The following is a 26,374-nucleotide window of genomic DNA, read 5'->3' as shown; positions in this document are numbered from 1 at the left end:
GGAAGTGAAAGAACTTCTTTCAAAAATTGTTCCTGTTACCGATTACTTCTTTACCAGCCTGAAGGGGTTGGCTTGCTAATAAGACAAGCCGCTTCCTGAGGGATACCGTTTTTCCTGGCGACCATAGCGGTCTGGAACCACCTGAATCCATCTCGAACTCAGAAGTGAAACAGACCCGCGCCGATGATAGTGTGGGGTCTCCCCATGTGAAAGTAGGTCATCGCCAGGGCTTTTTTTCTTAAGCGGCTTATAGCCGCTTTTTTTATATCTGTTTTTCGTGTCAAAAATTTATAATTTGAAGTTAAACCAACATCATAAATCATTACTATAAGCAAGTAGCTGAGTGAAACCCGGGGCTCAGACATTAAACTTTTCATCAAGACTTATAGCTTGAAATCTGCTTGTATATTACTCACTATGTATGGGATCCATCAAGACTCCTGAACAGCATATCGTACCGTGCAGAGAATAATAATGATTCTCAATTACAGTGATTATTGCTATCCTTCCCCTGTCGAACAATTTAGAGATCAAAGCGACTAGAATATCAGCATGTTCTCTTTATAAGTCTCGTAAGTTAAAAATAAATACAGTAGAATTGATCACCATTTATAAGGATATAGAGTAGTATGCTAGTCCATCGAGTTCATGAATTTATCAACGCATTGGTCAGTATTGAGGATGAGTTAGAGGAGATAGATCAAAAGCTACTTTCCCGTTTTCAGGAAAAATATCCCCTACCTGCTGATAGGCTGGGACATAACAATATTAGGGTTAATGTCAACGACAGTTTAAATGAAGAGCAATTAAACTGGATTCAGGAATGCTTTGCTACTCGATGGCAGGAAATAGCTGATAAGCCTGCAGATTATACCTTTAACCTCCGGGCTAACAATATTCACTGGGTTCGGCTGGCGAAGGATTTGGCAGCGGAGCTTGGGAAGCCTTATCTTTGTGTATTAATCCCTACAATTACTAATCTTACTGATCCAGATAGATTTACTCGTCTAACCGAACAGCAAGAGCTGCGTTATATTTATCTGGATGAGGATGGTAACTGGCGTACAATCGAAGGTCTCTTTGAGTATACAAAGGAAAAACCTTCAGTTAATTTTTGTATTTATGATATCTCCGAAAGACTAAAGCCCCGCGCGTTAACGTTAAAGGAGCTATTCCGAATACGGGCCAAGGCTAGTGAAGAGTTTGTAAAACGAAGCGGAAAAGAAGTTTATGCCAGTTTTTGGGACTACCTTCTTAGAGAAATAGTGCCAACCTGGAATAATAGAGGTGAGTGCCCCAGGCATTTATTGCCAATATTGCTAACGCTGGTAGAAGCTTTTTTTCAATCTGGAGGGGATTCAAAAGCAAGCTCTGTTAAAGCATGTTTAAATAACCTGAACGAAGAATTGCGTCTTTGTTCTTTAGATAATATCAATTATTTTTATGGTATACCTATCTATGCCAGTGAAACCGAAGGCTATTACTTGGTTGAAATCTTGATCGATTGCTTGCAGGGGTCAAGAGGCTTAAATGAGAAATTTGCCAACGTAGCCAAATGGCTGTGTCGTTTTGACCCTTCTCTTATTAGTCAAAGTGATAGTTTGGCTTCAGTTTATAAAAAATTTCAAGCAGGTAGTTATTTTAATCTCCTACATCTTAAAGATAGAGTTTCCAAGCTGGATCCGGGGATTGAAGAATTAAAACCAAAATTAAAAAAACTGCTCGAAGACCTTGATAAGGGTGCCAATACTTCTGAAATTATTAAACAGCTGCGGGAACTGTACTCTTTACGTTGGCTATACATCATGGATCATCCTGATGATTATATGCGTAATCAGGAAGGGCAAAATTTTGCCTGGATTCGGTTGGCACAATATCTGGCGGGAGCAGGCTACGTTGATGCTAATTATTATAAGTTGCTGATCCCAACACTGGAGCATGATATTGATCCAGTGACGCAAGAAAATCTAACAGCCTACCCTCTATCACATTATGTTCTTGCTGAAGATGGCAAGTCACTAATTTATTTGCCTAATTGTGTTGGCCATCATAAGGCCAGTGGAACGTTCTATAATTGTACTGCTAATCCCCCCAAGATGTTGACTGCAAAGGAATTAAAGCGCTTATCTTTCGCCAATTCTGAATTTTATGACTATTACTCAACCAAAGTACTGACAGAAGAGACGGTGCTTGCCATTAGTCTGGAGACAATTAAAGCGTTAGGTGATTTAGTCAATGGTACTCTTAATCCAAGCGCCTTATTCTGGGGACACAAAATTAGTGCAGATCAAGAGTCTATCGCTGATAAGGCTTATGAAAAATTTTTGCTTTATATGGACAGCATGCCTGCTGATGAATTGTGCCGGTTACATGCACATCCAATCCTTTGGCGGACAAAAAAAATTCAATTTTCCACGTTGATGGACAATATACAAAAGACTTCCAAGACAGTTGATGACCGTGAGTGCATTGCTGTGGCAGGTCAATTTTGGCTTAAGCTGATTATAGATTATGACCCGGATCTGGAGTATGTAAAATTAGTAGAGGGGCTACATAAAAATTCTGTGGTTGCAATAAAGGAAATGCAACGTTTTTCTGCTAAAAATACGTTACGTGATTATGATCATATTGATCAGCAAGAGGCTACCCTGCGAGTGTTGACAACCTTTGTTTCTATCATGACCCACCCTTTTAGATACGTATGGCACACAGGAAAACCATCAAAACATGAGGATTATCGTAATACGCTGACTAATACCGGACAAGAGTTATTTAATGTGCTACAGCCAATTATCAATTCGGGTGATTTCAGTCTGGTTCGTCATATTTGCACCTATACTGTCCAGAATATTGTTAAAAAGGCACTGGCTAATCCTAATCTCATTACAAAATATACGCGCTATGAAGATACTTTAAGCTGGTTAAAAAGTATTGAAGATGGCTCCATGTTTAAAGCGGAGAAAAAGGTTTGCTTTGAACCTAAAATGTTGTTGACTGTTCTTGTTGCGTGGGTAAAAGGTAATAGTAATGAATCGGTAGTAAAATTTCTTGAGCAGTTAATGCAGACGCTTCTGCAACCCGATAATGATTATAGAAAATGGGTACGTATCAATATTGAATTCAACAAAATGTTAAATAGTTTGCCCGAAAAGTGTGAAGAAATTCTTGGAATTTTAAGGCAAACACCAGGGGGTGTAAGCGATGAAGCCTTCATACAAAGTGGTGTGGAGTTTTTAGTATATCGGTTGACGACAAAGATTATTCATGAAGCCAGTCACAAGCAGGGAATATTTGGAGTGGCACCTGGGCAATACGAGCTTGAATATAACAAAATTTTTAATGAGTTGACTGGATTCTTCAAGGAGTGTTATACCCAGGTTAATATTGCCGGTGTTGTTGAACAAATGAAAATCGCTTCTTCAAAGATAGCTAAGCCAGCGCAGGCAACAATAATTGGAGAATATCTGCAAGCAATTGAAAAGCCAGGCGAGGGAAATTTAAAATCTGAGGTTACCTCAGTACACAGTTTAAACTAAGGTGCGGGTTGAGAGGCGTCATGGAAGAAAACGACTTTTAAAAGAATAGTCGCTGTGAAAATGATTAAATTTTAAGTTTCGGATATTGCTTATGTTTAAAATTGTTTTTCTTGGTGCCAGGATGTCTGGAAAAACTGCACTTTGCAGTGCGATGCTTAAAAAACCTTTTGAACTCAATTATTATCCCACTATAGGAGCCAGGTTCTCATCTTTAGAGCTTTTAGGCTTTAAAATGCAATTATGGGATTGCAGCCCTGAACTGCAGTATGAACGCTTATTGGATTTATATATTTATGGCAGTAATCTTCTGCTATATTGCGTGGACCTATCAGGGGACATAGATGAAGAGGCTATTAAAGCTCACATTAGCAGGTGTCACTATTTAAACCCGGATGGTTTCATTATTTTAGTGGGAACCAAGGCGGATACTTGTTTAAATACTGCGGAGGATAAGCTTAAAAAAATACAAATTAATGTAGATGGCAGGGTGGTTACTGCAGCCAGTACAGCTTTAGGACTGGATTCGTTGAATTGTATGCTTCGCAGTTTACTGTTTCAAAATATCGAATCTGGAGTAAGCAAGGGGCGATGGGACGATGCTCATGATATATTGCCAATTTTCCCGGCAAGCTATAAGAAAATATGGGAGCAGGGCCGATCTCCTGAAAGATATTTGCTCTCTGATTCATTGAAGGACTATTACTCGGCTCTTGAGATTCTAAAAGATTATTGTAAAGGTGATTCAAAATTCTTCTCCTCAATAAAACTACTATTTACCCATTGTAACCGCCACCATACTGAAGCTGTCAGGGAACTCTTTAAAATTTGCAACACCCAGACAAAATTCAGTCCAGGCTATATGAGCGTGGTTTTGCTTCTTAAGGAATTAGAACAAGCGTTAATAGAAAAGAGTGAAAGGGTTGATCCCAAAGGGAGTCTGGCAAGAAGGATTCTTTTTATCCAACAGCAGTCTGGGGTGAATATAATAAGTATCAAGGCACTCAATAAGCGGATAAATGTATCCCAGTCAGCGGATAAGTCCTGTCAGTAACTTAGGCTCTGTGAATCAATTTTTTCACGGCTGCAACTGCGGTTAGTACCGTTTCCATTTAGTTTTGACAGGTTGTTTGTCGGCGGGAATCCATTTTTAAGGCGCTCCGTGCTATATCCTGCATGGATCTCTGCCTTCTCTGCCTTCGCGGGGATGACAAGAAACAGAACAATTTGCACAAGACAACCTGTCAAAACTAAATGGAAACGGTACTAGTTGACTACAAACGTTAAAATTATTTTGTGAACTGAGCGGAGATTTTAACAAAATTATCATAGCGTTTGGGAGCTAACCGGCCTGCCTGCAAGGCGGCAATAATCGCACAACCAGGAGTATCTTTGTGGTTGCAATTGCGAAATTTGCATCCTGATAGAAGGGGACGGAATTCTCGGTAGCCCAGTGCAATTTCTGCAAGAGGCATGTGCCATAAGCCTAATTCGCGTACCCCAGGTGAATCAATCAGTGCCCCCCCATCAGGAAGATGATAAAGACGTGAATTGCTTGTAGTATGACATCCCAGATCTGAGCCTGCAGAAACTTCCGCAGTTTGAATTCCTTGCTCATGAGGTAATATTTCAGAAATCAGTGATGATTTCCCTACGCCTGATTGCCCAACAAAAACGCTGATATGATGGTTAAGTGCTTTCTTAAGCTGGGTATAACTTTGTTTATCTTCTTTACTGGTAAATAAAATGGGATATCCCAGTGATTGATAACCCTCAATGAGCTCTTGTTTTAGTGGGTTTGTTGAGGGAAGATCTATCTTGTTGAGAACAATGCAAACCTTAATCCCTAAATGTTCAGCCATCACCAGATAACTATCTAACAACGGCCAGGATAGTTCTGGTCTGGCAGCAGCAACGGTAATAATCTGGGTTATGTTGGCGGCAACCGGTTTGATTTCCCCTCTTTTATCAGGACGGCCAAGCATGGATTCTCTTGGGAAACGGCTGACAACCACACCTTGACCCAAACCGGTTGTTTGCCAGATGACACGATCACCAGCTACTAACGAGTCAATGTTAGGACGAATAGAGCAATGTATGCGATTGCCGCTATCATCTTCGATTTCTGCATGACGGCTAAAGCGGGTAAGGACCAGCCCGGAAATAGAAGACTGATCGCCGGTTTTTGATTGATGACGATAGTCAGCCTGCTTTTTTTGTATTCGTGCAGATTGTTGTTGGTTAATTCGCCTTTTACTCATGATTTAAAAGTAGTCTATAATTGCCAAAACCCTAGGAGATTGGCACATAGCTTACCACAATAACCGCTGTCAGGGATTATGCGTGGCTACTGTATTGTATGAAGGCAAATAGCAATTAATGAAAATTTATTTAGTGGGAGGGGCTGTTCGCGATCAATTGCTGGGATATCCGGTAAAAGAACGTGACTGGGTTGTCGTTGGAGCAACACCAGGACAGCTGCTGCAATCAGGCTATCATCAAGTTGGACGGGATTTTCCCGTTTTCCTCCATCCATCCACCCGGGAGGAGTACGCTTTAGCCAGGACCGAGCGTAAATCAGCGCCGGGCTACTACGGTTTTCAATGTGATTTTAATCCGCATGTTACTCTGGAAGACGATCTATTGCGTCGGGATTTAACTATTAATGCAATGGCCATGGATGAAAATGGCCGCCTGATAGACCCTTATCATGGCCAAGCTGATTTAGAAGCCAGGCTACTAAGGCACGTTTCTCCGGCTTTTGTAGAAGATCCTGTGCGTGTTCTTCGCGTTGCCCGCTTTGCTGCCCGTTACCATCATCTAGGGTTTAGACTGGCTGATGAAACACGTGCATTAATGTATGCTATGGTAAGACGTGGCGAATTGACACATCTGGTTTCCGAACGGGTATGGCAGGAATGGTCTCGCAGTTTGGGGGAAAAAAATCCTCAAGTCTTTATTTCAATTTTACGATCTTGTGGCGCTCTTAAGATTATATTGCCAGAGATTGATGCTCTCTTTGGGGTTCCTAACCCCCGCAAGTACCACAGTGAAATTGACAGCGGGGTACATAGTTTAATGGTTCTGAACATTGCGACAACCTTATCTGCTGATCCTTTGATACGTTTTGCAGCGCTTGTGCATGATTTAGGTAAGGCTGCCACACCGATGAGCGAGTGGCCTGGCCACATTCGTCATGAAGAGCGGGGGGGAGCAATTATTCAGTCCCTATGCGAACGTTTGCGAATTCCTGCAGAATATCGTAAATTTGCAATGATGGTGTCCCGCTTTCATATAACTATTCATCGAGTTTCTGAACTTCGTGCCCAAACCAAGGTGAAAATCCTTGAGCAAACGGATGCTTTTCGCCGTCCCAATTTGTTTAACAAATTGTTAGTTGTTTGTGAAGCTGATGCACGGGGTTCGGGAAAAAAAGAGTATGAGCAAGCTCGCATCTGGCGTCACTTGATGGAACAATGCATGCGGATATCGGTACAGGAAATAATAGCGCAAGGGCATCAAGGGGAAGCCATAAAAAAAAGATTGCATCTGCAGCGAGTTGCCTGCGTTGAGCAAATTGGAAATCAAAATGAAAAATAATAATAATCTGATTTGGATTGATTTGGAAATGACGGGTCTTGATCCTGAGAAGGATCATATTATCGAAATAGCAACGATAGTAACAGATGCCCAATTGACTATTTTGGCTGAAGGACCGGTGATGGCTATCCATCAGGATGAAGCATTATTATCATCCATGGATGGATGGAATACTAAACAACATAACCAATCGGGTTTGGTAAAGCGTGTCAGAGAATCTAAAATAAAAGAGGCTGAAGCGGAGTCTCGGACAATAGATTTCCTTAAGAATTATTTGGATAGGGGCAAATCGCCAATGTGTGGCAATAGCATTTGTCAGGATAGGCGTTTCCTGTATAAATACATGCCTGAACTGGCAGCTTATTTTCATTATCGTAACCTTGATGTAAGTACACTAAAGGAGTTAGTGAAGCGTTGGCGGCCTCAATTGCTCAATGGGATAACGAAAGAGTCCAAGCATTTGGCAATTGAAGATATTAAGGATTCGATTGCCGAACTTGCTTATTATCGTCAGCATTTTATTAATTTATCGGATACTTCTAATGGTTAAACGTGAACAATTGGCGCTTCCTGATGGCGCTGACAAATTACTCCTGCATTCCTGTTGCGCTCCTTGCTCTGGTGAGGTGATGGAGGCTTTGTTGTTTTCAAAAATCGATTTCTCGATTTTCTTTTATAATCCTAATATTCATCCTGTCCAGGAATATGAAATCAGAAAGCAGGAAAATATTGCTTTTGCTAAAAAGCATGATATTCCTTTTATCGATGCTGATTATGATAAGGATAATTGGTTTGCCCGTGTAAAGGGTTTAGAGTTTGAGCCGGAGCGGGGCAAGCGCTGCACTGCTTGCTTTGATATGAGGTTTGAGCGTACGGCACTTTATGCCTATGAGCATGGTTTTCCTGTTATCAGCAGTTCTTTGGGGATTTCCCGCTGGAAGGACATGGAGCAAATCAATAACGCAGGTATCCTGGCTGCCAGCCACTATCCAAATATCACCTATTGGACTTATAACTGGCGTAAGAACGGAGGCTCTGAAAGAATGTATGAGATAGCCAAACGTGAAAATTTCTATAAGCAGGAATATTGCGGATGTGTTTACTCTTTGAGGGATACCAATGCATGGCGGAAGCAAAATACACGGGAGCGCATTAAAATTGGACAAAATTATTATGGTGTGGAAAACACAGATAGCCCGACAGACTCTATTGTGAATCGGGAGAAGGAATGATTTTTCATCAGTATGAAGAGGGTGAACATAGCCATTCTCATTCCCATACACACCATGGGGTATTAGAATTTAATCGCGCGTTCTTAATCGCTGTAGTTGCTAATGGTTTGTTTGTGATATGCCAGATTATTTTTGCTTATCTTGCTAACTCGACCAGTTTGTTAGCAGATGCGGTGCACAATCTCGGCGATGTTTTAAGCTTGATTCTGGCTTGGGTTGCAAACAATTTATTAAAACGTATCCCAACCAGGCAGAGTACTTACGGGATGAAAAAAACCTCCATTCTCGCTGCATTGGCCAATGGGGTATTGCTGGTATTTACCTGTGGCATCATTGCTACTGAAGCAATGTATAAGTTGTTCTCCCCCACAGAAGTTCAGGCCGTATCGGTAATGATTGTTGCCGGAATAGGTATTCTGGTTAATGGCGCAACAGCTGCTTTATTTTTACGGGGTACTGATGATTTAAACATTCGGGCTGCTTTTCTCCATTTGCTCTATGATGCACTGATTTCTGTTGGTGTTGTTATTTCAGCTATAATCCTCTATTGGACTAATTGGCTCTGGATAGATCCTGTTGTTGGTTTGTTGATTGCTTTGTTAATTATTAAAGGAACCTGGTCGCTTTTCTCTGATAGCTTTCGCTTGATTATTGATGCGGTACCCCGAGGAATATCCTGGATGGATGTGCGTGAATCATTACTGACTGTAGCTGGCGTTAAAGAAGTGCATGATTTACATATCTGGGCTTTGAGCACGAAAGAAAATGCTTTATCGGTTCATTTGTTCATGCCGGAAATGCCGTTGAGTGATGAGGCAAGGCAGCTATTAGTAAAAATGCTGCGAGAAAAACATAATATTCATCATGCGACTATTCAGGTTGAACGTAATCTAACTTTTTGTGATGATGCATGTAAACCGATCTTAAATTAGCCTGAATTTGAAAAAATATGAAAGCCCTTGATGCCTTTGGCATACTTGCGCAGGCGGAGGTTGAAGCTTAACAGCTTGGCTGGCTGTAACTGTTCACGGGTATGTAATTAAGGAATATTAAGTCCTCTGTCTTTACCGCGAAGGAGGGAATCTATCTAAAAATCAACCCAGGTGCTAACTTTATGGATAGATTCCCGCCTTCGCGGGAAAAATAGGCTTATAAACAGAAAAATTTACATACTCCGTGAACGGTTACGGCTGGCTTAACACCCAGGAGAAATAAGGGCTTTTTCAGAGTTATAGAGGGTATTCCTGGTAGTTAATAATAATCCATAACGATAAGCCTTGCATGCAGCCTCCTGATCGCCGAGTTGCTCAAGTAAGTTGCCTAATTCTGCATAAGCTTCAGGAATAGGGGTTAGATTGATGCTTGTTTCAAGATAGCTTCTGGCTTTACCCCATAATTGATTGTATAAACATAAACGTCCCAAACATAAATACAGGGCAGCCGAATGCGGGTGTTTCTTGGTTAAAGATTCGGCAAAAGCCAGTGGTTTTTCATCAATTTTCACCTGACCATATAACTCAATTAACTGTTCATTAAACTGCTTACGTAAGCAATAACGTAAAATAGATTCGGCTTGTACGTCTTCTTTTCGAGCTAATAAAAAACGGCAGTAGACAGCCATTAATTCCGGATCATGGGCCAATGATTTAGGAAGATTCGATACCAATGTATTTAATGCCTCGGATTCGGACGATTTACTCAGATCCAGCATGGTTTGCAAATAAGCCTGATGACGTAACTGTTCAAACGCTTGCCTGGAGATGACCTGGTTCTTTTTTAATTCGGGTAATAAGGCGATTAGTTGAGGCCAGTCTTTAACCTCTTTATATAAACGCATGAGCAGTTTCAGGACATAGGGATGGTGAGGGGCCAAATCCTGTAAGTGCCTTAATGTTGCTAATGCTTGTTCCCATTGCTTATTGGCAAGCTGTAGTTGTGCCTGGGTAAGTTCTACTGCTATTTTAGCATCAGGCATCGATTGCTGTGCTTCACGAAGAAAGCGATCCCTTAATTTATGATCCCCCATTTCCTGTGCGGCACGGGCAGCCGTCAAGTAATTTAATAAGGGCGAATCACTGTTGGGCAGTGCCTTAATCAGGTGATTTTTTGCCTTTGACCAGTAACCTTCACTGAATTCAATTAAGCCTTGCTGGGTTTTGGCCTGGGCTTTTTGGGTTCGGCGTTTTGCCTGCCAGTTTTGAAAAGAAGCGGGGGTTTTGCTAATTACGCCGACTATTAATAATAATGCGTGCAGTAAAAAAAAGACAAAAATTAATCCTATAATCGCAACCCACAACGGGGTTTCCACAGTCCAATGATTGATAGCAATCAGCAAATAACCAGGATCCCTGTTTAATTGAATACCCAACCATACGGATACAAATAAGACGATCAAAATCCCTAATATACGTATCATTGCGAGGTTTCTCCTTCCTTAACGGCAGAAGCACCGGGGTTTAATTGATTGCTGTCAATGAATTGATTCAGCAGCGAAAGTGACTTGCCTATCACCGGTATGGAAACCGTTAGCTTTTCCTGCTGTAAAGTTTGCAACTGCTTGATTAAGGCTTGGGTTTGCGATGAATTCTCATCAAAAGTCCGCTTTATATTTTGCAATGCTTGTTTTAGTGCTAACTGATACACTACAGGATTCGTTTGCAATACAGCCCATTGTGCCTCTTGCAGATTCATGCGAATAATGTCTTGCAGCACTGTTTGATGTATGGGTGAAAGCAATGGCTGGATTTCTTCATCCGTTCGCCGGATAACGATTAATTTTTCAAATGAATTAAGACTATCGCGTAGTTGCTCACGCCAGGATGAGGTTTTCTTTTCGGCAGTTACCTGATTAACCTTCTTTTCCTTGCTAAGGGGCCGCTTGAGAGGTAAGCCTGATATGTTATTTTGGATAGCATCTAACTGGCTTAGAAGTCCTGCACTGTCAATTTTGGGAAGCGCTTGCAGTTCAGTAATTTCCTGAGCGATAGCCTGCCTGATTGCATATAATTGCTGGCTGGATAAATTTACCAGCAATCGGTCGGCCTGCTGCAAGAGTGCGATGGTTGCCTGCTGATCAGAGCTCCAATGCGCATTAATCTCGGCTAGCTCCAGATAATAACGTGCTTTCAATAAAACCCAGTTCTCTCTTTGATATGAGCGTTGTTGTATGGCGCTTTGAAGCTCTTTCTCTAGGGCATCCAGCCGTTCGGTGAATCTGGTCTGTGAGTGGGTTAAATTCTGCAAAGCTGCCGCCGTTGACTGGGCATCTGATTGCTGCTGCTTTACTTCCTTGAGTTCAGCAATAAATTGTTGTTTTTGATCTCGGGCTGTTTGTCTGGATTGAAAATTAGCATAGATGGCGTAAAGTCCACAGAGCAGGGCAACCACGCCGATGATAACTGCCAGTGGCAGGGATGTGGAATGTTTGGAGGAAGTATTCTCTGCAGGTTTTCTCTCTTTAGGTGGCTGTGTGGTTTTCCCTGTAGCGGACGATGTTTCTTGAGTTGACTTTGCAGACGGTTTTTTACTTCGTCCTTCATTGCTATTGGCCATGAACTAATCCTTGGTTGAATTGATGCAATGTAATTAAAATGGTTTCTGGATTGCTTACTATAATTGTTTTAATGCCTAACTGTGCCGCTGCTTTTGCTAGGCGCTCACTAATCACCAGGCAAGGTTTATCGCAGAGCCATGATTGTGCTTCTTTGCCAAACAGGATGAAAATATTTGCCATGGCTTGCTGGCTGGTAAAGAGTATAATATCTACCGCATTTTCATGCCATAAGGTTTGTACCTGTTGGCGATCAAGATCAGGTGGGTTGCGCTTATAAACATCAACGGGTATCAAATTTGCGCCACGGCCTATCAATGTATCTGCGATGAGTGTTCTGCCGCCTTCGCCTTTAAATAAAAGAATCGTTTTCTTGTTAACGTTTTGCATTGCTTCAAGTGCCAGGAGGGATTCGCTTTGAGGGACTGCCGGCATTAAATCAACTTTGATGTGATTCTGATGCAAGGCATTGGCAGTTCCTTGCCCCACAGCAATAATTTGTATTGAGCCTGGCCAAATTATCTTTTCTTCTTTTAGTACTCTGAAACAGCAATGTACTGCATTGGCACTAATAAAAATGGCGTTTTCAACTTGCTGTAAATTGGGCAGGGATGTGACCCAGATTTTGTCTTTTGGTTCAATTGTCAGTGCGGGGCATTCAACCGCAAGCCCCCCTGCAGCCTTAATAGCGAGGCTCAATAATTTGCCTTGTTCTGATGGCCTGGTGTTGAGGATCCGTAACCCTTGCAATGAATAGTTCATGATAATTCACTAAGTAATTGACTGGCTCCTTTGGCAAGAAGTGCTTGGGCACATTGATCAGCTAAAGCCATCGCTTGTGATTGATGGCCATTTTGATTGTCTTCAAGCACCATTTTGCCGTCGGAAGTCAAAACTTTGGCATATAATGCCAGTTGTTCATTCGCTTTGGGTTTGCAGTAAACTGCCAGAGGAACATGACAATTACCACCTAACAATGCATTAACATGTCGCTCAGCGTGGACACAAGTCGCTGATAATAAATTATTCAAGGGGGCTGTTAATTTTTGTATCGCCGGGTCGTTTTTACGTCCTTCAATACCTAAAGCACCTTGTCCGCAAGCAGGAAGGATAAGGTCATCGTTTAATACTTCAGTAATGACTTTTTCCATGCCCAGACGTTCCAGGCCAGCAGCCGCAAGTATAATGGCATCATATTCGCCTGCCTTCAATTTCTCCAGGCGGGTGTTGATGTTGCCCCGCAAGGGCTTGATTTCCAAATCCGGACGAATGGCCAGTAGTTGGGATTGCCGGCGCAGGCTGGTTGTACCTATCCTTGAGCCTTTGGGTAATTCCTGCAGTTTGAGGTTCTCTCTGGAAATCAACGCATCAAACGGATTGGCTCTTTCGATAATACTGATAAGCGCCAGCCCCTTCGGGAAAGTGGCAGGCACGTCTTTCATCGAATGAACAGCAATGTCGGCACGTTTGTCCAGCAAGGCTTCTTCAAGCTCTTTAACAAAAAGTCCTTTGCCACCGACGCTCTGTAATTTGTCCTTTTGGAACTTATCCCCGGAAGTTACCATCGGAACTAACTCTATCCGCATAGTGGGGTAATATGCCTTAATTTTGTCGGCAATAAAATTGGCTTGCCATAAGGCAAGTGGGCTTTTCCTTGTAGCAATACGTAAAATGTCGATATCCATCAGGAAAAATGATTTAGATCAATATGATTACATCATAACATTGATTCTAAAGTGAGAGTACCCAAAGCGTCATAGAAAGTTAGGTCATTCCCTCATTTGAGTGTAAATTAAAGGTAGAACAAAACAAATCAGGGATGGATGTCTGGTTTTATGGTTAATATAAGAAAAATAGTCAGTTATCTTGATCATTCAATGCAGCGGAGCCTGGCAAATGCCGCCCATCAGTTGGTGGCGGTTGGCGCTATTGCCTTTTTGGGGTTTCCGCTGTTTTATTGGATATGGACTGTTTGGTTCCCCCAACCTTATGAAACAATCTGGCTGCGTTTGGTTGGCAGTATTCTTGGGTTGGGCTTAATGCTGACGCCTTACTGGCCAGCAGCAAGCAAACCTTATCTGCCCTGGTATTGGTTTTTAACTATCTCATATACCTTATCATTTTTTTTTGCATATTCCTTTTTAATGAATGAAGCCAGTTTTGTTTCGGCGATGTCGCTGCTTTGCAGTGTGTTTTTATTGGTTTTATTAGTCGATTTGCCCAGCCTTATTGTACTGCTGATTTTAGGGTGGGGAATTGCTTTACTCTCTTACTCGCTTACTGCCTCACAACTATATTTGGGCGAGGCTCATCTTGAAATCATGCTGGTGTTGCTTTTTGTAATTATTGCCGGGTCAACATTCAATTATAAAACGGCAATGCTTCAACAACAGCGTATGATAGGGATGGCTGCTGCAGCAGGAATGATAGCGCATGAGCTTCGGACACCGCTGTTAGGAATAAAAAGTGGTATAAGGGCAGTAAGCCGCTACTCCCCTCAGTTATTCCAGGCTTATCAGTTAGCAAAGGAGAAAGGGCTATTGGATACGACCATACGGGAGTCACGATTAAAGCAACTGGAAGAAGTCAATGGACGGATCATTCATGAAATCGATTACGCGAATACAATTATTGACATGCTGTTGATGAAGGCAGGCCGTGTACATTCTTCTTTGAATTGCATATTAGAGCCTTGCTCGATGGCTGATTGTCTACAAGAGGCAATGACGCGTTATCCTTTTAAATCGGCCAATGAACGGGCGTTAGTAAACTGGCATGGTGATTTTACATTCATTGGTTCAAAACTGCTTATGCAACATGTGCTATTTAACTTGCTAAAAAATGCCCTGTACGCCATTGCTACGGCACAAAAAGGAGAAATTACTATCTGGGTAGAGCCTGGAGAGCGTTTCAACCTGCTTTATTTTAAGGACTCCGCCAAAGGGATGTCTTCCCAACAAATTGCAAGGTTATTTAACCATTTCTATACAACAACCTTTATGGGAACCGGAATTGGTTTGTCATTTTGCAAGTTAGTCATGGATCGTTTTGGAGGTACTATCTGCTGTGAAGCACAAGAGGGAAGTTATACTCAATTTGCACTGTCCTTCCCTTATCCCAATGAATTAACTCATGATTGTTAACCTGATGATTTGGGAAATGAAGTTAAACGTGTTATTTTATATACAAATTGTAATGCTTTGCGTTACATTGTAATCAGGAGGAAAAGCTTTACCAAAGCTTGTTATTTGTACAGGAAAGTTGCTCAGGAGGAGCCATGTCAAATTTCTCAATACCAACTTGTTATTTTCCAAGTACGGCGTTGTTTGTCGATGACAGCCGCGATTTTTTGCTGAATTTTGTATTGCAGCTTGACGAAGGTTTGGCTTATCGGGTTTTTGATTCCCCGTTTGCTGCATTGGATTGCATTCATAAGAAGCGTTGTGAATTGGAAATGTTAAGCCAACGCTGCTTGTCTGAGTATACAGAAGCTAAAAATTGTCCCCTGACTAATCATACAGTTAACCTGAATCTGGCGGCTATCCATGCTGAAGTTTATAATTCTCGCCGATTTTCTGAAATCTCTGTGGTAGTAGTAGATTATGCTATGCCAGGTATGGATGGATTGGAATTTTGCCGCCGCATGGATAATGCAAATATCAAGAAAATCCTGTTAACGGGACAGGCTGATGAAAAACTGGCTATTGAGGCTTTTAATGAGGGGTTAATTCATCGCTATATCCAAAAAAATGATCCCAATGTTGCCGAATTGATTATAAAAAGTATTTACGAATTGCAGTTACAATATTTTCAACGGATGTCTGATCTCATTGTGCGTATGCTATCGGTGACTTCCCCCAGCTGTTTGCACGATAGAAAATTTGCTGAATTTTTTAGTCATCTTTGCCAGGAGAAAGGAATTGTTGAGTATTATCTCGCTGATAATTCGGGAAGTTTTTTATTGCTTGACGATGATGCCAATGTTAATTTTCTTATTGTTAAGAATGAAGCGGATATCCAGCTGCACTATGATCTGGCATTAGATAATGGTGCCAGTGATGAAGTACTTGATCAATTGGCAAGCGGAGAGAGGATACCTTGTTTTGGGCCGACAAATACAAAAACACCAGAGTGGGATGAATGGTCTTTTTATCTGGTTCCTGCCTCACGTTTTACTTCGACTGAAACTTATTTTTATGCTTATGTTCAAGGGCCTGTTTTATTTGATGTAAAGCAAGATAAGATTCTTTCTTACCACGATCATCTAGAAGAAGTTGATGCTGAAGAGTTGCTCCTGGCCAGCTAACCAAAAGAAGTCGGTTTTGATCAGGACGTTTTTTATGTAGGAATTTGCTGGCTGCGAAAAACTCACAGATTTGATTAGGTTCTGTGCCCTTATCTTTTATCGAAGCAAAAATTGAGCAAATTAATCTCAATTTGCAGCCGGTAGATAAGGGCACAGAACCCAGAATATTCGATATTTTTAATATCCCGATAAAAATTTTCATGAGCACCTAATTTTAATAGGGTTAATATTAATTCATTTTCTTCATATATATAGCTGAGTAAAACTTCTTGATTTGAAAATTTGAATTTATGTACGCTTAAAAAATCGAGATCACCTTTATTGCTGCTACTGCTATTTAGTTAGGATGAATGTCGACAGAACCCGGTTTGCCCTTATTTGAAAAGTGGGAGTGCAGGCTTCTTTAGTTTAAGTTTTTGCAAACAGTCTGGTATTCTTGCTAATTCTTCAGGTTGATGACTGGCACTGATTGATAAGCGGATTAATGCCTTGTTTTTGGGGGTTGCGGGATAACAGAATACCGCCCCATGAATATCTGCGTCTTCCAGTTGGTTGCGTAACCAGATGGTGTCTGCTTCGCTGCCTGAAATAAGCGGGATAATTTGGGAATTGCTGCCTCCCAGTTTAAAACCATGCTGCAATAACGATTTCCGCAGAAAGGAAGCATTGGCATGCAGTTTTTTCCGCCGCCAGTCTTCTTTGGCAATAATATCAAGTGATGCGTGAAAACCTGCCAAATCGTGGGGCAACAGCGTTGAGCTAAAGATTATCGACATGCCGGTGTAGCGAATTAATTCGATTATTTTTTGATTTGCAGCAATTAGCCCTCCACGTCCGGGAAAGGCTTTTGCGAGACTTGAGGTAATAATATCTACTTGTGCTGATAAACCCAATTCAGCAACCAGACCGGTTCCTTGTGGGCCATGTGTACCCAGGGAATGAGATTCATCAACTATCAGCAAGCAGTCGAATTCTTTAGCTAATTGTACATAATCAGCCAGAGGAGAAATGGTTCCGGTTGTGCTATAGATGGAATCGACTGCGATAATGCCAGGTCCGTAACGTTTCAGTCGCCTGTAAAGTGATTCGACAGCGTTATGCTGGAAAGGAATCGGTTTTGCATGAGCTGTTTTAACCCCCTCCCAAAAAGACATGTGGGTAAAAAAATCCAGGTAGACTGGCAAATCAGGATAGGCCAACGCCTGAATTAATCCTGTATTGGCACACCAGCCTGATTGAGCCAGCAGGCAGGCTGGATAATTAAGGAACCGGGCAAATTGCTGTTCACAGGTCGAAAGGAGGCTATTATCACTCAAAAAGACGGGTGATTGCATTTGCCCATTGCCATATTTTTGTATGGCAGTTATTTGAGTATGGATAAGTTGAGGATGGCAACTGATATTCAGGTAATCATTGCTTGTCAGCATTAAAGCCTTATCCCCGGGTGGTTTGCCTTTAAGAATATGCTGGCCTTGCCATGATTGTTCCATTCTGGTTGCAAAATATTGCTGTATGGCACGATTAATAAAAGCGGGGTACTCACCTTTTTGTCCATGCATTTGCTTTGTATTGATGGCAAAATCTCGTTGATTATCGTCTATTAGCTAGTATCTAATCCTTTTATACAATTAGCAACCTTGAATTAAAGGATGGTTTTGGCAGCTTAACAGGCTCAAATCTAACCGCTAATTTTTCCTGACAGGTTATACATGAACAGATGGGATGGGCTGATTTTTAAATATTCGGGGGTGCGATTAAAACTGCGGTTGGTGTAAATTTAGTAGTAGCCAGGCTAATCAGGCTAGCAACTGGTGAGGATAATCCTTCAATTGGGAAACCGCATTAATAGCATAATGGTTATTCCTTTTTAAATATTCGCTGTAAGCTGGAAATATGGCTTGCTTGTCGGTATGATTTTAAATTTAAAGACAGAAGGTCATAGCATGCGTTTTGGCTTGTTCATGTTACTTATTATCGGTTCATTGGGCGCTTATGCCAGTGAGGATTTCGATCGCCAGCAAATTCAACAACGTATCAAGCCTATTGGGAAAGTGCGTTTAGAAGGAGAGCAGACTGTCTCCCCCGGCGTGGAGGCTCCCAAAGAAGAGGTTGCAGCCAAGGAGGAAATTCCTGGTAAAGCGGTTTATGACCGCTCTTGTGCTGTCTGTCATCGTGATGGTGTGGCAGGGGCTCCAAAATTTCGTGTGTTGTCTGATTGGAAGTCAAGGCTTGAGGAAAAAAAACTCGAGGGTCTGACTGCCTCGGCAATCAAAGGTATCAATGCAATGCCCCCTAAGGGAACTTGTATGGATTGCAGTGATGAAGATATCAAAGAGGCTGTTCAATATATGTTGCCAGAGGCATGAAAACCCTGACCTATAAGCGCTTACAGATTATATTGGCATTAGTCAGCTTGCTGGTATTTTTAAGTTCACTTTACTTTCAATACATCCAGCAGCTGCAACCTTGTCCTTTATGCCTGATGCAACGTTTCTGTGCATTGATATTGTTTTTAACCTGCTTTGCAGGAATTTATGTTCATCCCCTAAGAGCCAGGATATTAGTTGGTTTCCAGATGACCATTGCCATTGCCGGTTTGTATTTTGCCGGGCGACAGCTTTGGTTACAAGCATTGCCTGCAGGTCAAACGCCGGCATGCATGCCAGACCTTGAGGTGCTGATACGTTATTTTCCCTGGCGTGATGTACTCCATGCGTTATTATGGGGGGCGGGAGATTGTGCAGAGATAACCTGGCGATGGCTGGGATTATCCATGCCTGCATGGGCTGCCATCTATTTCCTATTTATGCTGGTTGCAAGCGCGCTACTTTGGCGCGGCCTAAGCACTCTTAAATGATGAATTAGCCTTATCTCTTTTTTAACTGGAATAAATTTAGTGATTCTCCAGGAATTTAAAGAGTTGCTTTCTTATAGTAAAATGCAGGCAATCAATTGACCAAAAAAAAATCAACTGGCTGTTATCAAAGGCCCATCGTTAACAAATTAAATTATGACCAATAAATTTCACGCGGAAGTTATCAAGACGCATACCCATAACAAAGCACGTGTAGTTCGCGTTAGCACACCTCATGGCAGTTTCACAACGCCTGTATTTATGCCAGTCGGCACGCGTGCCGGGGTAAATAATATGATGCCTGAGGAATTGCGGCAGGCAGGAAGTCAGATTATTTTAGGCGGTAACACCTATCATATGCTTTGCGCACCTGGGATGGAGGTAATAAAACAAGCTGGAGGAATGCATCCTTTTATGGGTTGGCAGGGACCTATGCTGACTGACAGCGGGGGATTCCAGGTATTCAGCCTGTCGAAGAATAAAGAAATTTGCACTATTGATGAAGAAGGTGCTCATTTTAAATTACCCGGCTCTCAACGATTGATCCATATGACACCGGAAATGTCACTTGAAACTCAAAAAGTTATTGGCGCTGACATTATTATGGCCTTTGATCAGTGTACTCCTGATAGCTGTTCCCGTCAGGAAGTTCAACATATCATGGCACGTACCCATCGCTGGCTGAAACAGTCTATCGCATATCATCAACACTTCCCTGCTTCCCACTATGGTGCTGCTCAGGCTTTATTTGGCATTATTCAGGGAGGCACTTATGAAGATCTACGCCGAGAAAGTGCCGATTTCGTCGCATCCATGGATACAGAGGGTATTGCCATTGGCGGTGAGACGATCGGTTTTGATATGAAGACGACAGTGGAGGTAATTCGCTGGGTTCGGCCATTTTTAGCAGAGCAAAAACCACGTTATACCATGGGAGTAGGCATGTCGCCTCAAGATTTACTTGATGTCGTTGCTGAAGGTATTGATATGTTTGATTGCGTTGCGCCAACACGCAATGCTCGGCATGGGGCATTATACTGTGGTGAAATTATTCAGGAAGGAAACTGGCTAAAGTTTCAAAGTGAGTATGAGAATGAGCGTATTCAAATAAAAAAAGCATGCTTTGCCAACGACTTAAGCCCAATTATGGCAAGTTGTTCCTGCTATACCTGCAAAGTCTATTCACGAGCTTATTTGCATCATCTGTTTAAACAAAAGGCTAATGTATTTACAGCATTGGCAAGTATACATAATGTTCATGTAATGCATGATGTTTGTGCTAAAATGCGCAACCTGATTTTATGTCCTAATTTCAAGTGATAACAGGAGACTCTTAATGATTTCAATCAAGACTTCAAAAGGCGATATCGGCATACAGCTGGATGAAGAAAATACCCCTCTGACTGCTGAAAATTTTCTCAACTATGTCCGTAGTGGTTTCTATAGCAATACTATTTTTCACCGTGTGATTGATGGTTTTATGATTCAGGGTGGCGGGTTAACAGTCGACATGAATCCAAAACCAACGCAGCCTCCTGTTAAAAACGAAGCTAAGCAGGCCAAACCCAATAAACGGGGTACGATTGCCATGGCAAGAACGATGGATCCTCATTCGGCTACAGCGCAATTCTTCATTAATGTGGCCGATAATACTTTTCTTAATTTTAGTGGGGAACATAGCCAAGGCTATGGTTATTGTGTATTTGGCGAGGTAGTAGAAGGCATGGATGTGGTTGACGCCATTGTTAAAATGAAGACCGGGCAGCGGATGGGACATGCTGATGTGCCGTTGGAAGAGATAGTTATTCATGAAATTGTAGAAGTCTGAAATTAGTTTTTTCTCTGGCATTGAGCTTCCTTGCTAAAAGGAAGCTGCCCAGGATTTATCTCCATTGTTGCGTTAAAAAGAATATTCTATGCCAAAAGGTAAAAAAAACTCTGCGATTCCACCTGAGTTGCGTGATCGATCTCCCAGATCCCTTTATGCTTCCTATTATCAACTTTTTGCAAAAGAAGTTGCAAAATATGTTAAATCACCTGATTTAGTACAAGCATATAGCTTACGCCTCTACGTAGATAAATTGGAAAAATTTCTAGAGGAGATAAAACACGATGTATCTGCTATTGTGGGGTGGCTGGAGTTAGGCTCTACTTTTGCCAAAGGTGATTTACGGAGCTTTATAATAGATGATAATTCAACGCAAGCTTATGTCAAATCAAAGGAGTATTTTGAAAGGGCATCGACATTACTTAACAGAACTCAATTTTCTGAATTTCAGGATCGGGAAGTATTTTTAAGTGTAATAGCTAATGGTCAATTTAGTTATGAATTAAATTCAAATTACATGAAATTTTATAATCATTTACGTGGACTAACCAATAAAAAAAATTCAAAAAATGAACAGCAAAATTTTCTCATTAAAGAAATGTTACAAGAACAGACTGCTAGGGATTTAAAAGACGTTACTAATCGATTATTTAAAAATGATAAAAAAACTGCAACCCAGTTCATACTTAACACGGTGGCAATATACCAACAATATTTCAAGCCAGAAAAGCACATAGAGCTTATTGATGAACTGATTAAAATAGCATCGGATCCTGTAATGCGGGAAAATGACCTTCGCGGTGTTTTAATGTCGATGAACTCGCTTATGTTAATTACTAATATTCAATTAACTTTAGATCATTTTCAATTGATTATTGATGCCCATTACACTGAAAGCGAAATTAATACATTTTGCTATCATATGCAAAATGACTCGGCAAAAGATGCGTTGAATATTTTTTCGTGCTATAAAACTATTTTAGATTTCATGATAAGCGTGCTTTCCAAGCAAATTTCTATGTTTGATGGAAGCAAGATGGTCCCTGCTGAAAGACAAAATTTCGATAAAATTATACGAGATTTAGAAATAAGTATTACCGATGAAAGAAAAAAAATTGAAGAAAAAAGGAACGATTTAATAAAAGAGCGGGAGAAAATAAAACCGTTGTATCACAAGCTAACTGATGCACAAGCAAAACTTGATGAACGACTAAAACAATACTCAAAAACGTTTTCAAATAATCTTGTTCATAGAGAGAAAATTAAGAAGGTATATTCTAAAAAAGTCAGACTTTCTATCTTTGTGGAAAGCATCTATGAAAGTAATACCGCTGATGTTAAATCAGAAGAGTCTTCTAAATCGCCAGGCAATGTTTCTCAACAAAAGACCCCCTTTGATTTTTATGTTGAGGGTGAATATATTAAAGCAGTCCAACTGTATACCCAACAATTACCCCAAGAAATAACCGCCGAAAATACCTTGGCGGCAATTAAAATTCGGATGAGTATCGGTGATTGTTATAATGCGTATTCAGATTGGCAAAGGTCTTTGAAGAACTTTAAGTTTTCACAGCAGTTGAGAAGATCTGCCCTGCAAAATTATCAAAAAGCACTTGATTTATTAAATAAAGAAATTTCCGATGTGACACTGGATAATCCCGAATATCAGGAGTGGGTTATCTGGAAAGAGTTTGCTAATGATGCCGTCAGTCGACTGTCGGCTTTGCTTTATAAAAGCAGAAGTGCTTCAAAATATGATGGTATTCCTTCATCAGTGAGCCAGTCATCAAGTGCTAAAACTGTAAAAAAAGAAATAACGACAAACTTGCCTCAATCGGCTACGCAATCTGCAAGATCATCCAATTTGAATGCTTCACCTGAGTCAAAGCCGCCTGCAAAAACGCAAGAAGTAGTACCGGCAAAGTACTCACAGATTAAAAAAATAGTTCAAATCAGCCCATTTGTAGAGGAAATAGTTAAAAAGCATACTGGGAAAAATCATCAAATCTATATTGTTGGCGGTGCTGTTCGGGATTCCTTATTAGAAAGAACCCCCGTTGATTATGATTTGATAAGTACCGCTACGCCTGAGGAATCAAGAGCATTGATTAACCACCAGGCAATCATCGTTGGAAAAACCTCCTGTGTGCTTAAAATCATCGAAGATTCTGATATAGTTGTTGAAATATCGCCGATGCGAAAGAAAGCACCATCTAAAAATCAAATTTGTGTTACCCTCGATGATGCTACCTTGGTAGCATATACACCAACGACCGATTTGCTGGAAGATGCAAAACATCGAGACTTTTCGATTAATGCCCTGGTTTATGATCCAGTCAACCATGTTGTAATTGATCCTACTGGACTAGGCTTAAATGATTTAAGCAATGGCCTGGTTCGTAGCATTAATGAGCCTAATGAGTCATTCCAAGAAGATCCTGTTCGTATGTTACGAGCGGTACGATATAGCATGCGTTACAATTTCAAGATTGAGCCTAATACACGGACTGCGATTAGGAAAAATGCATTTCTTTTAGCAAAAGTGCAACCAGCTCGCTTATTAAGAGAAATGGAAAAATTGTTTTTTGAAGAAAATGCCCAGAAAAATTTTGATGAATTACAATCATTGGATTTATTGCCTTATCTATTACCTGATGCAGTGAAATGTATGGTGGATAGTAAAAACCTGGTTAGTCAATTCTTGATTAAAAATACGCTTGCCGCATTAGATGCTATGGGTTTCACTGTGAAAGATATTTCTCTTTTTCTTGCAGTGATGTATTGGCCGGCAATTGAAGCAAGTCTGCACGATAAGAAATTTGATTTACCTTATGATACTTTTACAAATACGGTTAGAGTAGTCGATAGCGTACTTTTACAACTGGAAAAGCAATTCAGTATACAAACGCAAGCAATTAATACTATTAAATTAGTTTGGCACACTACACTTTACCAACGCTTGTATCACCCGGATCCATATTTAGCTAGTGTGCATTACTGCGTAAATGATCTTTTCATAGTCGATCAGTTTCATCGATTAATGATCATGGCGTTGAATAAGAAAGATGAAACCCTCTTTCACAGCAGCTTGTGGTCGCATAAAACATCCAACCAATCAGTGAGTAGTGCCCCTTCTCTTACAGATAATAATGATAAACAACTGCCGTGCAGATAGTTATCGATAATTCAATTGGAGCAAGTGCAGGCTGGGCTGCTAAGCCCAGTGCTATCAAATCAGATATTCTGAATAATTTTACCCTACCGAAATCAACGCCCGATGGGCTTGAGGGACAAATTGAATCAGATTAAAGGAATGTGAGCAATATGTTTGACGCACTGCTATTTTTTTGATTCGGCTACCTCTGATTTGGGGGGCAAGGTATTCTGTACTTCCTTGTTGGAAATTTCACCCTGTTGTTCGGCAGGCTGTTCCGCTTCTTGTTCCATCAGTACGGCATTGATCTCTTCCTCTAATGAACTCTTTTTAAACTGTATTTTATGCTCCTCACCATCGATCAAACGGCTAATATTGTCCCTGTGCTTATAAAGGATAAATAAAGCAATAAAAAGCAAAGGCGGGAAGCTTAAGAGCCCATTGGGAGTAAAGAGAACATAAACGGGTGCCATAACCAAAGCAGTAATGGAAGCCAGGGAAGAGTAACGGCTGAAATTTGCTACCAGAAGCCAGGTTGCGATAACGCAAACTCCGAGAATGAAGTGAAGCCCTAATAAGACACCTATCGCTGTTGCAACCCCTTTTCCTCCGCGAAAACCAAAGAAAACAGGGTACATATGTCCCATTACTGCTGCCCAGCAGGTAAAACCCAAGGTGATAGGGTCTGCCCCTAACAGTTTTGCCAGAAGAACCGGGAAAAGACCTTTTAACATATCTGTAATCAGGACAATGGCTGCATATTTCTTACCAGCCAGCCTTAAGATATTAGTGGCTCCCGGATTATTTGAACCATTTAATCGAGGATCGGGCAGCGAGAAGATTTTGCTAACTACTACGGCAGAACAGATTGAACCAGCCAAGTACCCCAATGTAACAAGAAAAATAAATAATAGAGCGGCTAACATGTTGCTCCTCCAATAAAAAAATCGGCTTCATTATCAATGAAAGCTGGCTCGTTGTGAAGACTTATAAAGTATAGACATATTATCAACGAGGTAGAGGATGGGGGGGGCTCTATTTTGAAGCATTATCCCGGGGTGTAACTTTCGTATGGGCAAATTTAGCAGTTGTCATGAAAAGATGACTTATAGTCGTTAACCTCCTGCAGTAGCAGTTCTTTAATGAGTTACTCCTTATTCTGGAAGAAATAAGCCTTGTAAATCATTGGTGTACTGACGTCCCAATGCTGTAACTTGCCAGCCATTCTCATGAAATTCAATTAATTTTCTTTCTGCGGCTTTAACCAGGAGGGGTTTTAATATTGCCTGAGAAAGACCGCTGCGCTGGCTGAAAAGTTCATAAGGTATAGTCTGTTGTAAACGTGTGGTATTCAGCATGAATTCAAAGATCAGGGCATCCGGAGCCACTAGTTCTTTCGTCGCGCGAAAGGCTTTATCGGGATTTAAATAATCTTTAGGTTGGCGATGCTTGCGGGTGCGATAAACTTGATTGCTTACGGTTATCTTTCCATGGGCTCCGGCGCCAATGCCATAGTAATCGCCAAATAGCCAATAATTAAGGTTGTGGTAAGCGAATTGTTCTGCCTGGCAAAATGCTGAAATTTCATAACGATGAAAACCATTGGCAGATAATAAAGCCAATCCCTGTTCCTCCAGCAGACAGGCATCATCCTCATTGGGTAAGGGAGGGTTTTGCTTATAGAAAACGGTATTAGGTTCGATAGTCAATTGATACCAGGATAAATGCTCAGGTTTATAAGCCAATGCCTGATTTAAATCGTCCAATCCCTGCTGAACGGACTGATTTGGCAAACCATGCATCAAGTCAATATTAATGTTAGTAAACCCTGCCAAACGGGCAACTTCAATGGCCTTGTGGGCTTGCAGATCATCATGAATGCGCCCAAGTGCTTTTAAATGCTGTGCATTAAAGCTTTGGATGCCAAGAGAAAGCCTGTTAATTCCTAATTGTCGATAATCATAAAAACGTTGCTGTTCAACCGTCCCGGGGTTTGCTTCAAGTGTAATTTCAACCGTAGAAGAAAAGGGTACCAGTTGCTTAAGCTGGCTGAATAAGGAGTCATAGGCTTGAGCTGAAAATAGGCTGGGGGTACCGCCGCCAATAAAAATAGAGGTGATTTCGCGGGGGGGGAAATCAGTTAAGTCTGATTTAAAATCTTCGATTAGGGCCTGGATATAATGTTTTTCAGGTAAGGGACCTGAGGTTTTGTGGGAATTAAAATCACAATAGGGGCATTTACGGATGCACCAGGGGATATGGATATATAAGGAAGCAGGCATCATTGTTAACATCGGACTGGCTTGTTAAAGTTTCC

At 41.2% G+C, this 26,374-nt stretch carries 21 protein-coding genes, 1 rRNA gene and 1 pseudogene; 14 read left to right on the top strand and 9 right to left on the bottom strand.

Translation table 11 applies throughout. The features are described from left to right. Positions 1-113: 113 nt before the first annotated feature. The 3 genes from rrf (at position 114) to E1O65_RS10405 (ending at position 4,587) form a co-directional block, all read left to right on the top strand. A 5S ribosomal RNA gene (gene rrf, locus E1O65_RS10415) occupies positions 114-229 on the top strand. A 400-nt stretch (positions 230-629) separates the two neighbouring features. Continuing rightward, the gene (locus E1O65_RS10410) at positions 630-3,536 is read left to right on the top strand and encodes a hypothetical protein (protein WP_133133544.1); all 2,907 of its coding nucleotides are present in this window, start codon (positions 630-632) and stop codon (positions 3,534-3,536) included. A gap of 91 nt (positions 3,537-3,627) precedes the next feature. Further along, complete coding sequence (locus E1O65_RS10405) at positions 3,628-4,587, top strand: DUF5617 domain-containing protein (RefSeq protein ID WP_133133543.1); 960 nt, start codon at positions 3,628-3,630, stop codon at positions 4,585-4,587. Between the two features lie 235 nt (positions 4,588-4,822). Here the strand turns inward: E1O65_RS10405 and rsgA are convergent, their stop codons facing one another. Continuing rightward, complete coding sequence (rsgA, locus tag E1O65_RS10400; RefSeq protein ID WP_133133542.1) at positions 4,823-5,794, bottom strand: small ribosomal subunit biogenesis GTPase RsgA; 972 nt, start codon at positions 5,792-5,794, stop codon at positions 4,823-4,825. Positions 5,795-5,912: 118 nt separating this feature from the next. Here rsgA and E1O65_RS10395 point away from each other — a divergent pair, with 118 nt between their 5' ends. The 4 genes from E1O65_RS10395 to E1O65_RS10380 are packed head-to-tail and all read left to right on the top strand — an operon-like array spanning position 5,913 to position 9,297. Then, complete coding sequence (locus tag E1O65_RS10395; RefSeq protein WP_133133541.1) at positions 5,913-7,133, top strand: multifunctional CCA addition/repair protein; 1,221 nt, start codon at positions 5,913-5,915, stop codon at positions 7,131-7,133. Next, positions 7,123-7,683, top strand: coding sequence for an oligoribonuclease (gene orn, locus E1O65_RS10390; protein WP_133133540.1), 561 nt, complete (start codon positions 7,123-7,125; stop codon positions 7,681-7,683). Before E1O65_RS10395 ends, orn begins: the two co-directional genes overlap by 11 nt. Continuing rightward, positions 7,676-8,365 carry an epoxyqueuosine reductase QueH gene (locus E1O65_RS10385; RefSeq protein ID WP_133133539.1) on the top strand — a complete coding sequence of 230 codons (690 nt, stop codon included), beginning with the start codon at positions 7,676-7,678 and terminating at the stop codon, positions 8,363-8,365. Before orn ends, E1O65_RS10385 begins: the two co-directional genes overlap by 8 nt. After that, the gene (locus E1O65_RS10380; protein ID WP_133133538.1) at positions 8,362-9,297 is read left to right on the top strand and encodes a cation diffusion facilitator family transporter; all 936 of its coding nucleotides are present in this window, start codon (positions 8,362-8,364) and stop codon (positions 9,295-9,297) included. The genes E1O65_RS10385 and E1O65_RS10380 overlap by 4 nt, the downstream gene beginning before the upstream one ends. Positions 9,298-9,560: 263 nt before the next feature. On the opposite strand, the gene E1O65_RS10375 is transcribed toward E1O65_RS10380, so the two are convergent. Genes E1O65_RS10375 through hemC form a run of 4 tightly spaced genes read right to left on the bottom strand, consistent with a single transcriptional unit; the run spans position 9,561 to position 13,600 of the window. Beyond that, on the bottom strand, positions 9,561-10,781 hold the full coding sequence (locus tag E1O65_RS10375) for a heme biosynthesis protein HemY (protein WP_133133537.1): 1,221 nt from the start codon (positions 10,779-10,781) through the stop codon (positions 9,561-9,563). After that, positions 10,778-11,917, bottom strand: coding sequence for a uroporphyrinogen-III C-methyltransferase (locus E1O65_RS10370; RefSeq protein ID WP_133133536.1), 1,140 nt, complete (start codon positions 11,915-11,917; stop codon positions 10,778-10,780). Before E1O65_RS10370 ends, E1O65_RS10375 begins: the two co-directional genes overlap by 4 nt. After that, complete coding sequence (locus tag E1O65_RS10365; RefSeq protein WP_133133535.1) at positions 11,907-12,677, bottom strand: uroporphyrinogen-III synthase; 771 nt, start codon at positions 12,675-12,677, stop codon at positions 11,907-11,909. The genes E1O65_RS10370 and E1O65_RS10365 overlap by 11 nt, the downstream gene beginning before the upstream one ends. Beyond that, positions 12,674-13,600 carry a hydroxymethylbilane synthase gene (gene hemC / locus E1O65_RS10360; protein ID WP_133133534.1) on the bottom strand — a complete coding sequence of 309 codons (927 nt, stop codon included), beginning with the start codon at positions 13,598-13,600 and terminating at the stop codon, positions 12,674-12,676. Before hemC ends, E1O65_RS10365 begins: the two co-directional genes overlap by 4 nt. A 138-nt stretch (positions 13,601-13,738) precedes the next feature. Between hemC and E1O65_RS10355 the strand changes: the two genes are divergently transcribed. Both E1O65_RS10355 and E1O65_RS10350 read left to right on the top strand, forming a co-directional pair. Next, positions 13,739-15,058 (top strand): HAMP domain-containing sensor histidine kinase, encoded by a 1,320-nt coding sequence (locus E1O65_RS10355; protein WP_242601586.1) that lies wholly within the window; start codon positions 13,739-13,741, stop codon positions 15,056-15,058. 134 nt (positions 15,059-15,192) lie between these two features. Further along, positions 15,193-16,221 carry a response regulator gene (locus E1O65_RS10350; protein WP_133133532.1) on the top strand — a complete coding sequence of 343 codons (1,029 nt, stop codon included), beginning with the start codon at positions 15,193-15,195 and terminating at the stop codon, positions 16,219-16,221. Positions 16,222-16,310: 89 nt separating this feature from the next. Here the strand turns inward: E1O65_RS10350 and E1O65_RS10345 are convergent. Beyond that, a pseudogene (locus E1O65_RS10345) lies at positions 16,311-16,532 on the bottom strand (type II toxin-antitoxin system RelE/ParE family toxin); the annotation flags it as partial. Between the two features lie 63 nt (positions 16,533-16,595). Beyond that, positions 16,596-17,780 carry an alpha-hydroxyketone-type quorum-sensing autoinducer synthase gene (gene cqsA / locus E1O65_RS10340; protein WP_133133531.1) on the bottom strand — a complete coding sequence of 395 codons (1,185 nt, stop codon included), beginning with the start codon at positions 17,778-17,780 and terminating at the stop codon, positions 16,596-16,598. A 351-nt stretch (positions 17,781-18,131) separates the two neighbouring features. On the opposite strand from cqsA, the gene E1O65_RS10335 reads away from it, so the two are divergent. From E1O65_RS10335 to E1O65_RS10315, 5 genes are all read left to right on the top strand, one after another. Then, entirely contained in the window at positions 18,132-18,587 is a 456-nt protein-coding gene (locus E1O65_RS10335) for a c-type cytochrome (protein WP_347400071.1), read from the top strand. Beyond that, the gene (locus E1O65_RS10330) at positions 18,584-19,078 is read left to right on the top strand and encodes a disulfide bond formation protein B (RefSeq protein ID WP_133133530.1); all 495 of its coding nucleotides are present in this window, start codon (positions 18,584-18,586) and stop codon (positions 19,076-19,078) included. The genes E1O65_RS10335 and E1O65_RS10330 overlap by 4 nt, the downstream gene beginning before the upstream one ends. 153 nt (positions 19,079-19,231) lie before the next feature. Then, positions 19,232-20,395, top strand: coding sequence for a tRNA guanosine(34) transglycosylase Tgt (gene tgt, locus E1O65_RS10325; protein ID WP_133133529.1), 1,164 nt, complete (start codon positions 19,232-19,234; stop codon positions 20,393-20,395). 16 nt (positions 20,396-20,411) lie between these two features. After that, entirely contained in the window at positions 20,412-20,903 is a 492-nt protein-coding gene (locus tag E1O65_RS10320) for a peptidylprolyl isomerase (protein ID WP_133133528.1), read from the top strand. A gap of 88 nt (positions 20,904-20,991) precedes the next feature. Further along, positions 20,992-24,078 (top strand): hypothetical protein, encoded by a 3,087-nt coding sequence (locus E1O65_RS10315; RefSeq protein WP_133133527.1) that lies wholly within the window; start codon positions 20,992-20,994, stop codon positions 24,076-24,078. A gap of 164 nt (positions 24,079-24,242) precedes the next feature. On the opposite strand, the gene plsY is transcribed toward E1O65_RS10315, so the two are convergent. Both plsY and hemW read right to left on the bottom strand, forming a co-directional pair. Beyond that, entirely contained in the window at positions 24,243-24,983 is a 741-nt protein-coding gene (gene plsY / locus E1O65_RS10310; RefSeq protein WP_133133526.1) for a glycerol-3-phosphate 1-O-acyltransferase PlsY, read from the bottom strand. Between the two features lie 228 nt (positions 24,984-25,211). Beyond that, complete coding sequence (hemW, locus tag E1O65_RS10305; protein WP_133133546.1) at positions 25,212-26,342, bottom strand: radical SAM family heme chaperone HemW; 1,131 nt, start codon at positions 26,340-26,342, stop codon at positions 25,212-25,214. Positions 26,343-26,374 lie beyond the last annotated feature (32 nt).

The organism is Legionella sp. W10-070 (assembly GCF_900640175.1).
Lineage (GTDB): Bacteria > Pseudomonadota > Gammaproteobacteria > Legionellales > Legionellaceae > Tatlockia.
The sequence above is the reverse complement of the archived record's forward strand: the minus strand, read 5'-3'. Positions and strand labels throughout refer to the sequence as shown.